Raw genomic sequence first — 9,622 nt, 5'->3', positions numbered from 1 at the left:
CCCGCCCGGGGGGGGGGGGGGGGGGGGGGGGGGCGGGGGTCTCCGCGCCCCCGCGGCCGCGGGGGGGGGGGCCGCCGCGGGGGGGGGGGGGGCCGCCGCGGGCCCGGCGCCGGGGGCGCCCGGCTCCTCGGGCACGTCCGCGGGAACCGCGGGGGCGGCCGGCGCCGCCGGTGCCTCCGGCGCGTCCGGCGGCAGCGGGGCCGGCGCGGGTGCCCTGGCCGGCGAGGGCCTCGGCACCGCCGCCAAGGCCGGGATCGCCGCCGCCGTGGCGGTCGCGGCCGCCGCCGTGGCCGCGTACGCGCTGACCGGCTCCCCCGAGCCGACGCCCCCGGCCGCCGCCCCGCCCGCCAGCAGCGCGCCGGTCGCCCCCGCCCCGGCGTCCCCGGCCCCGGTGCCCCCCGCGTCCGCACCGCCCGTCCCGGCCCCCGACAGCGCCGCCCCGGAGCCGCCCGCGACCAGTCCGAGCGCCGCCCCCAGCCCCGGCCCCAAGCCCAGCGCCAGGGCGAGCCAGGCGCCGGCGACCACCCGGGCACCGCGCAGCGAGCCACCCGCGGTCACCCCCGCACCACCCGCCGTCCCGGTGCCGACCCTCCCACCGGTGCCGACGCCCGAGGTCCCCGTCGTCCCGACGCCGACCCTCCCGCCGGTGCCCGAACCGACCGTCGCCACACCCACCCCGCCCACACCCACCCCGCCCGCGCCCAGCGACTACTGGGGCGACTCGCTGCCCGTGGTCAAGCCCGGCCACCACCGGATTCCGCCCGAGGGGCCGAGCATCCGGCAGCAGGGCAGCGACCGGTTCTGGCAGCACGACGGCGGCTGGATCGGCGGCGAGTACCACCGGCACGCCATCACCGTGCACGCGCCGGCCACCACGCTGATCGACCTCAACCGCGGCTGCACGTCCTTCGACGCGGTCGCCGGGGTGGACGACGCCACGCTCAGCCCCGGCGGGGTGGTCTTCACCGTCCAGTCGGGCGACGGCGGCACCCTGTGGCGCTCCCGGATCCTCGCCGCCGGGGACGACGCGGTGCCGGTGCACGTGCCGCTGGCCGGGCAGAAGTCGATCCGGCTGGTGGTCACGCCGGCGAGCGGGATCTGGTCGGCGCTGAACGTCGCGGACTGGGCACAGGCCCGGTTCCGGTGCACGTGACGGCCTGAGAGGTGACGGTGAAGGGGCCCGGGGCCCGTTCCGGCTGGTTGCTCGGAACGGGCCCCGGGCCCCTCGTCACTCGGCTGCCGGGCGTCAGACGGCGCAGGAACCGTCCGCGCAGGCCTCACCGGCCGGGGCGACCTGCACCGGTACCGGACGGCGCTCGCCGATCTCGGCGGCGACCTGCGCCAGCACCTTGCGGAAGGTCTCGGCGTCCTGCCCGCCCTGGACCGCCCACTTGCCCTCGAACACGAAGGTCGGCACGGCGGTGATGCCCAGCTCGCGGGCCTCGGCCAGCTGCGCCCGGACCTCGGCGGTGCCCTCCTCACCCGCCAGGTAGGCCGTCACCCGCGCGCGGTCCAGGCCCGCCGCGACGGCCACGTCGGCCAGCGCGGCGCGGTCGCCGACGTCCACGCCGTCGGTGAAGTGCGCCTTGAGCAGCGCCTCCTTGAGCCGGCCCTGCACCTCGGCGCCGTACTCGGCCTCGGCGAGGTGCAGCAGGCGGTGGCCCAGGAAGGTGTTGGCGTGCAGGGCCGCGTCGAAGTCGTACGTGATGCCCTCGGCCAGGCCCAGCTCGGCCACCCGCGCGTCCATCGCGACCGACTGCGGGCCGTAGCGCTCGGCCAGCCAGGCGCGGTGCGGGCTCGCCGTCGCCGGGGCGTCGGGGACCAGCTGGTACGGGCGGTAGACGACCTCGACGGCCTCCTTGCCCGGGAAGTCCGCCAGGGCCTGCTCGAAGCGGCGCTTGCCGATGTAGCACCAGGGGCAGGCGATGTCGGACCAGATCTCGACCTTCATGTTCGGGGGGCTCCAAGGGGCGTCTCGTGGCGGATGTACGAGATAGGTGAACGATGAACCATCTCGGTACATTCCCGACACCGCGCCGGAAGGCCTCGGGGTCGCTCGATCGCGCCCCGGCGATACGGTCAGCCCTCGGCCGGCGCGGGGACCACCAGGACCGGGCAGGCCGCGTGGTGCACCGCCGCCGAGCTCACCGAACCCAGCAGCAGCCGGACGAACCCGCCGTTGCCGCGGGTCCCCACCACCAGCGTGTGCTGCCGGGTCGACGCCTCCAGCAGCACCTCGATCACGTTGCCCAGCACCACGTGCAGCGACAGCTCCCCCTCGTACGGCCGGACCCGCTGCCGCAGCACCGTCCCCACCGCCCGGCGCAGCCCGTCCGCCATGCTCTCGACCAGCGTCTCCACGCTCTCCTGCACCAGCTCCGCCATGCCCGGCGGGTAGCCGGCCGGCGCCGGGTTCACCACGGCCAGCACGTACAGCGGAAGCCCGAACAGCTCCGCCTCCGTCATCGCCCGCTCCAGGGCCCACAGCGAACCGTCCGACCCGTCGCAGGCCGCCAGCACCCCGGGCGGCCTGCCCGTCGGCGGCCGCCCCAGCACCGACAGCACCACGGGAACCTCCCGCCCCGGGCCCACACCGCCCACCGCACACGCTCCTCACCGCGGACACAGAACCACGCCATCATCCCGCCCGGCCCCTGCCCCGCCCGGCGACGCCGCGCCGGGCGGGGCGGGGCGGGGTCGGGGGGTGGATTCGGGCGGGCCGGGGGCTGGGCGCAGGAAGTCGGAGCGGCCGACTTCCTGCGCGCGGGGCGGGAGCGGGACGGGAGCGGGGCAGGACGAGCGGGGCGGCCCGGCGGCTGTGGGGTCAGGGGGTGAGGGCCGGGGGTTGGGGGCGGGGGAGCCCGGTCCAGCAGGCGCCGTGGCGGCGGGCGCGGAGGCGGCGGAGCCAGAGTTCGGTGGAGACGAGGTCGGCCAGGCCGGCCAGGGCGGCCGGGGAGAGCGGGGTGGCGGGGTCGGTGGAGTGGGCCAGGCCGGCGCGGACGGCGGGGAGGTCGATGAGGCCGGCCTCGGCGAGCAGGGGGGCGTCGAAGAGCTCGGCGAGGCCGTCGGCGGCGAGGCGCAGGCCGGCCCGGGTGGGGGCGGTGCGGTCGGGGCGGGGGCCGCGGCCCCAGTCGGGGGGCAGGTCGGTGCGGCCGGCGCCGGTGAGGACGGCGTGCAGGAGGGCGTGCCGGGCACCGGGCTGGAGGCGGACGTCGTCGGGGAGCAGCCTGGCGGCGCGGACCACCTGGTTGTCGAGGAAGGGCGCGTGCAGCCGCTGGCCGGGCCGTTCGGCGGCGTGCAGGAGCGTGCGGTAGGAGCGTGCCTGGCGGTAGAGGGCGTGCCGGGCCCGGTGCGCGCCCGGGTGTTCCTCGGGCGCCGGTCGGCGCGCCGCCAGCCGCAGTCGGAGGGCGACCGAGGAGAGCGCCTCGTCGGAGAGCCAGCGGGCGGCCGGGCCGGGGACGCACCAGGCGAGGTCGACGGCCGAGCGGTCGCCCGCGGTGCCGCCGCCGTCGGGGACGTGCCGGGCGGTCAGCTTGGCGGCGGCCTCGTCCAGTGCCTCGGCGTAGCGGACCCGGGAGAGCCGGTGGGCGGCCCGGACCACGGTGAGCGGGGTGCGCAGCGCGCCGGTCAGCACCCCCGCGGCGGCCCGGTCGGCACCGGCCAGGGCGGCGACCGGGGGCAGCAGTTCGCGGGGCCGGCCGGCCCGGATCAGGTCGGCGAGCCGGGCCGGGTGGCCGTCCAGGACCTGGCGGGCGCCGTAGCCGGTGAGGTGGTCGGTGCCGCCGGCGTCGAAGCGGGCTCCGGCCCGGGCGGCGGCGACGAGTTCGGGGCCGGGTTCGTCGGTGAGCGGGCCGGACTGCGGGTCGGTGCGCAGGACGGCGTACGGGAGGGTGTCGGGGCCGGGGTCGAGCACGGTGTGCCGCAGCCGCGGGGTGTCGGGGGCGAGCGCGAGGCTGGTGGGCGCTTCGGTCTCGCCGAGCGTGACGGCGGCCAACTGCTCGGGGGCGGACGGGCCCTGGGCGGCCTCCCGGGCCCAGGAGCCCTTGACCGCGCCGCTCCTGGCCCCGGCGGTGCTCCGGCCGCCGGTCGCGGCCGGCCCCGTCGACGCGCCCGGAGCACCGGCCGGCAGCGGCGACACCGGCGGCAGCGGCACGGCGGCCGCGAGCAGGGCCACGGTGGCGGAGGCCGTCCCGTACGAGAGGTCGACGCCGAGCCGGGCGCGCCCGGCCGGGTCGGTGGCCGGGGCGGGGGTGCGGACCCGGGAGCGGACGGACTCCAGCAGGGCGCGGGTGAGTTCGCGGATGGCGGGGGCCTCGTCGCGGGGCTGTTCGGCGCCGGGCGGCTCGTCGTAGGCGTCGAGGTACGGGCGGCCGCCGCGGACGGCGAGCACGTGGCCGGGCGGCACCCGCTGGACGCCCAGGTACGGCGTGCCGGTGCCGAGCGCCTCGGGGGACTCCGGGCAGGCGAGCCGGGCGGCGAGGTGGCCGGTGTCCAGCGCGGCGCCGACCAGGTCGGCGAGCGGGAGGGCGGCGGTGGCGTACGCGGTGCCGCCGGCCCAGGGGGTGTGGAAGACCGGCTGGGCGCCGGCGAGGTCGGTGAGCAGCAGGGTGGAGCGGGTGCCGGTGCGCAGCACGACGGTGTAGCTGCCGGGCCAGGCGGTGAGGTGGCGGACGGCGCCGCCGCGGGCGGCGGCGAGGCCGGCGGCGAGTTCGGCGTCGGTGGCGCCGCAGTGGCCGAGGACGGCGAGCCGGGTGGTGGCGGGGGTGTCCTCGACCGGGTCGGGGGTGGTGGGGCCGGTGCTGACGACGGGGCGGGCGCCGGGGCGGAGGGTGACCAGGCGGATCTCCTCGGGCCGCCAGTCGCCCACGGCCCAGAGCGGGTTGGGGCCGGTCCACAGGGGGCGGGCGGCGATCGGGGCGACCGTGGCGAGGGCCTCGTGCACCGGCGCGCCCGGCCGGGGCGTGCCCGTGCTCCAGCCCGTCAGCCACCGCATCGCGCCTCCACCGGACGAGGACCTGCACTCGCGCGGCGCGTCCGGCGCCGGGCGGGCGGCCGGGTGGGTGCCGGGGGCGGCCCGTGGGCGCGTCCGGGCGTGCCCGCGTTCCGGCGCGCCGTCTGGAGACATCGTGCCACCACCGGGCGCTGCCGGGGCCGGTGTTGTCGGTTCCGCTTCCGTTTCGACGGGCCCGGCGCGGGTGTCGGGCGCGGGAAGGCGACGGGGCCCGGGCGCGGGGAGGCGGCGAGGACGGCGACGGGGGCGGGGTCGGGGGGTGGATTCGGGCGGGCCGGGCCTCCCCCTCCCCGGCCCGGACCGCCCGGGCGCACGCCCTTGACATGGGCATCGCGAGATGGCCGAAAGGCGTCGCCCCGCCCGGGAGGGCATCCGCATGCCCTCCCGGACTTCGCCGCCACCCGCGGGGATTGAGGCGGCGGCGTCCCCCGGCCCGCCGGGTCCTCGACGGCGGGCCGACCCACGACCACCAGCGAATCGCCGAGCAGCCGGTCGGGCCAGGGGGCACGGCCGGGCGCACGTGAACACGGGACCGGAGCACGACGCTCCGGCGCACGGCGCGGCCGAACCGCTCCGGGTGGTCCGGACCAACCCCCGCGGCGGCCCGGCGCCGCGCCGCCGGGTGCGCGATCCCGCCATCCGGAATGCGGCCTCTTAACCGTCGGAACGCGTCCGACTACTCTAGGTACAGCAGCTACGGCCCGGTGCCGCCCGGGCCCCGCGCACAAGGCCGCAGGAGGTGCCGCCGCCACCATGACCGTCAGCCCACGAGGACCGAACGAACGGCTCGGCACGCTCCTGACCCTCGCCCAGATCAGCAACGCCGGACTGGCCCGAAGGGTCAACGACCTTGGCGCGCAACGCGGTTTGACGCTGCGGTACGACAAGACCTCGGTCGCCCGCTGGGTCAGCAAGGGCATGGTCCCGCAGGGGCCCGTCCCGCACCTGATCGCCACCGCGATCGGCGGCAAGCTCGGCCGGCCCGTCCCGCTGGAGGAGATCGGCCTGGGCGACACCGACCCGGCGCCCGAACTCGGCCTGGCCTTCCCGCGCGAGGTGGCCGACGCGGTGCGCTCGGCCACCGACCTGTTCCGGGTCGACCTCGACCTGCGCCGCGGGCCCGGCGGCGGCCGCTGGAGCGACAGCCTGGCCGGCACCTTCTCGGTCGCCGCGTACGCGACGCCCGTCTCCCGCTGGCTGATCAACCCGGCGGACGGCTCGGTGGCCCGCGACGTGCCGCGCTCCCCCAGCGAGAACTCCTCGTACCGGGTCGGCCACTCGGACGCGGTCAAGCTCCGCGAGGCCGCCCAGGAGGCCCGCCGCTGGGACTCCAAGTACGGCGGCGGGGACTGGCGTTCGTCGATGGTGCCGGAGTGCCTGCGGGTGGAGGCGGCGCCGCTGCTGCTGGCCTCGTACAGCGACGCGGTCGGCCGGGCGCTGTTCGGCGCGACCGCCGAACTGACCAGGCTGGCCGGGTGGATGGCCTTCGACACCGGCCAGCACGAGGCCGCCCAGCGGTACTACATCCAGGCCCTGCGGCTCGCCCGGGCCGCCGCCGACGTGCCGCTCGGCGGCTACGTGCTGGCCTCGATGAGCCTCCAGGCCGGCTACCGGGGCTTCGCCGAGGAGGCCGTCGACCTCGCCCAGGCCGCGCTGGAGCGCAACCGCAGCCTGGCCACCGCCCGGACCATGAGCTTCTTCCACCTGGTGGAGGCACGGGCCCAGGCCAAGGCCCGCAACGCGGCAGCGTGCGCGACGGCGCTCGGCGCGGCGGAGAGCGCACTCGAACGAGCACGCGCCGGGGACCCCGATCCGGCGTGGATCGACTTCTACGCCTACGACCGGCTGGCCGCCGACGCCGCCGAGTGCTTCCGCGACCTCGGAGTGCCCTCCAAGGTCCGGCAGTTCACCCGCGAGGCACTGGCCAAGCCCACCGAGGGCTACGTCCGCTCGCACGGCCTGCGGCTGGTGGTCTCGGCGATGGCCGAGGCCGAGGCGGGCAACCTGGACGCCGCGGTCGCCGCCGGCGAGCGCGCCGTCGAGGTGGCCGGCCGGATCTCCTCGCAGCGCAGCCGGGAGTACGTGGTGGAGATGCTGCGGCGGCTGGAGCCCTTCCAGGGCGAACGCCGGGTCCGCGAGCTGACCGAGCGGGCGCGGGCGGTGATCGTCGCTCCGGCGTGACGTCCGAGTGGCGTGGCGTTCGGGCCCGGCGATAAATGGGGTGCACCTGCGGGAGGGGACTGGATATGTTCTCTCTCGTCCAGGTGCGCAGGCGGAGGTTACTTCCACTCTTAATGGGCGTGTCGCGGGTTCGAGTCCCGTCACCGGCTTCGGGCCGGTGTAGCTCAGTTGGCAGAGCAGCTATGTCACCTCAGCCGTCCTTGAACTCTGGACACCCATACCTGAATAGAATTCCGCACCTCCCGGTGCGCCGGCAGCGGTTACTTCTGTGGAGTGCCCCTTCAACGGGGTGCGTTGAAGCAAACCCAAAAACCGCAGCCGAATCCATTGATCTCGGGAGGCAGCTGCGCTTCGGAGTGCCCGGTGCGCAGGCGGGGGTTACTTCGGATCTTGCGGTTCCGGGTTCAAATCCCGGGCGTGCCGTGCGCGAGCGCGGCCGCTAGCTCAATCCGGTAGAGCACAAGGCATATACCTCCGCCGACGTCGGTCGTCGTTCGACGACCGGCACGATCTCGGGCACCCCAGCCGCAGCATGCCTCCCTCCCGCTGACGACCGAGCACGCCGAGGGGGGCTGCAGCATGTCCAGGTTCAACATCCGCAAGACCAAGGCCAGTCCGAAGTCACCGGTGACCACGACCGGGAAGCGCACCACCAACCACAACGGCGGCGTCGGGTTCACCCGGGACGCCAAGTCCGAACTCTTCCTTCTCGCCGTGGCCAACATGGTCGGACAGGACACCTTCTACGAGCGCGGCGGCGCCCGCGACGACCGCTACACCGCGCTGGTGCGCGAACTCGCCGTCAGCGACCCGGAGTGGACCCTCGGGCTGCTGCGCTGGCTGCGGTACGGCGCGCAGTTGCGCACCGCCGCGCTGGTCGGCGCCGCCGAGTTCACCCGGGCCCGGCTGGACGCCGGTGCCCACGGGCACTCCCGGCAGGCCGTCGACGCCGTGCTGCGGCGGGCCGACGAGCCCGGTGAGCTGCTCGCGTACTGGACCTCGCGCTACGGCCGGGCGCTGCCCAAGCCGCTCAAGCGCGGCGTCGCGGACGCGGTGCGGCGGCTGTACGACGCCCGCGCGCTGCTCAAGTACGACACCGCGGGCAAGGGCTACCGCTTCGGCGACGTCCTGGAGCTGACCCACCCGGCGCCGGACCCGGCCAAGCCCTGGCAGGGCGCCCTGTTCCAGTACGCGCTGGACCGCCGGCACCGGCCGGAGGAGGCCGTCCCGCCCGCCCTCGACCGGATGCTGACCGCCAACCGCGAGCTGCTCGCGCTGCCCGTCGGGGAGCGCCGGGCGGCCGTGACGGCGGAGGACGGCGCGGAGCGGCTGGCCGCCGCCGGGCTGACCTGGGAGGCGTTGGCGGGCTGGCTGCAGGGTCCGATGGACGCCGCGGTCTGGGAGGCGGTCATCCCGTCCATGGGCCCGATGGCGCTGGTGCGGAACCTGCGCAACTTCGATCAGGCGGGGGTGTCGGACGCGGTCGCGGCCGAGGTGGCCCGGCGGGTCTCCGACCGGGGCGAGGTGCGGCGCTCGCGCCAGTTCCCGTTCCGCTACCTGGCCGCGTACCGGCACGCGCCCTCGCTGCGGTGGGGGCACGCGCTGGAGACGGCGCTCGGCCACTCGCTCGCCAACGTGCCCGAGCTGCCCGGCCGGACGCTGGTCCTGGTCGACCGCTCCGGCTCGATGTTCGACCGGCCCAGCGCGCAGACCCAGCTCAACCGGGCGGACTCGGCGGCGATCTTCGGCACCGCGTTGAAGGTGCGGGCGGCCGAGGCGGACCTGGTCGAGTTCGGCAGCGTCAGCCGGGTGGTCGAGGTCGGCCGCGGGGAGGCGGTGCTGCGGGTGCTGGGGCGCTTCTCCAACCTCGGCGGCACCAACACCGCCCAGGCCGTCCGGGACCACTACAGGGGCCACGACCGGGTAGTGATCATCACCGACGAGCAGCCCGGCGCCGGGTACGGGGGCAGCGATCCGCTCACCGCCGTACCGGCCCACGTGCCCGTCTACACCTGGAACCTGGCCGGCTACGCCACGGGCCACGGCCCGAGCGGCGGTGCCAACCGGCACACCTTCGGCGGCCTGAGCGACGCGGCCTTCCGGCTGATCCCCCTGCTGGAGGCGGGGACCGACGCCGGCTGGCCCTGGGAGGTCTGACCACGACGCGGCCGGACGGGGGGCGGCGGCGACGCGCGGAGCCGGGGGGCTCTGCGCGGCGGCGCCACGGCCGCACAGAGGGGGGCGGTGCCGCCGCGCGGAGCCGGGGGGCTCTGCGCACCGCACCACGGCCGGTCCGGGGGGACCGGCCGATGCCCCGGGGGGCGAGGTGGGCGGGCGGGCACAGGCGCCCCCCACGGGCTGGCGCCGGGCGGGCCGGCGGATGGCGGGGCCACGAGTGGGGAGCCGGACGCAGGCAGAAGGGCGGGGGAC

6 protein-coding genes and 1 tRNA gene are annotated in these 9,622 nt (G+C 77.2%); 4 read left to right on the top strand and 3 right to left on the bottom strand.

The window, feature by feature from the left end; all coding sequences use genetic code 11:
* Positions 1-265 precede the first annotated feature (265 nt).
* Positions 266-1,153 (top strand): NPCBM/NEW2 domain-containing protein, encoded by an 888-nt coding sequence (locus ACFXOZ_RS37795; RefSeq protein ID WP_380594480.1) that lies wholly within the window; start codon positions 266-268, stop codon positions 1,151-1,153.
* Between the two features lie 93 nt (positions 1,154-1,246).
* Here ACFXOZ_RS37795 and ACFXOZ_RS37790 read toward each other — a convergent pair whose 3' ends face one another.
* The 3 genes from ACFXOZ_RS37790 to ACFXOZ_RS37780 all read right to left on the bottom strand — a co-directional run bounded on the left by ACFXOZ_RS37790 (position 1,247) and on the right by ACFXOZ_RS37780 (position 4,993).
* Entirely contained in the window at positions 1,247-1,951 is a 705-nt protein-coding gene (locus ACFXOZ_RS37790) for a DsbA family oxidoreductase (RefSeq protein WP_380532525.1), read from the bottom strand.
* 128 nt (positions 1,952-2,079) lie between these two features.
* A complete protein-coding gene (locus ACFXOZ_RS37785) occupies positions 2,080-2,601 on the bottom strand; it encodes a universal stress protein (RefSeq protein ID WP_380594478.1) in 522 nt (173 codons plus the stop codon).
* 223 nt (positions 2,602-2,824) lie between these two features.
* On the bottom strand, positions 2,825-4,993 hold the full coding sequence (locus ACFXOZ_RS37780; protein WP_380594476.1) for an asparagine synthase-related protein: 2,169 nt from the start codon (positions 4,991-4,993) through the stop codon (positions 2,825-2,827).
* 771 nt (positions 4,994-5,764) lie between these two features.
* Between ACFXOZ_RS37780 and ACFXOZ_RS37775 the strand changes: the two genes are divergently transcribed.
* The 3 genes from ACFXOZ_RS37775 (at position 5,765) to ACFXOZ_RS37765 (ending at position 9,349) form a co-directional block, all read left to right on the top strand.
* Positions 5,765-7,192: an MFS transporter gene (locus tag ACFXOZ_RS37775; protein WP_375892924.1), complete on the top strand. Its 1,428-nt coding sequence runs from the start codon at positions 5,765-5,767 to the stop codon at positions 7,190-7,192.
* 87 nt (positions 7,193-7,279) lie between these two features.
* Positions 7,280-7,341 (top strand) — tRNA-Ser (locus ACFXOZ_RS37770).
* A 430-nt stretch (positions 7,342-7,771) separates the two neighbouring features.
* Positions 7,772-9,349, top strand: coding sequence for a TROVE domain-containing protein (locus ACFXOZ_RS37765; protein ID WP_380532531.1), 1,578 nt, complete (start codon positions 7,772-7,774; stop codon positions 9,347-9,349).
* The last annotated feature ends 273 nt before the right edge of the window (positions 9,350-9,622 follow it).

Origin of the sequence: Kitasatospora sp. NPDC059160, from assembly GCF_042755465.1 — a bacterium.
In the GTDB taxonomy this organism is placed as follows: domain Bacteria; phylum Actinomycetota; class Actinomycetes; order Streptomycetales; family Streptomycetaceae; genus Kitasatospora.
Note: the sequence above shows the minus strand (reverse complement) of the source record. Positions and strands in the feature narration are given on the sequence as shown.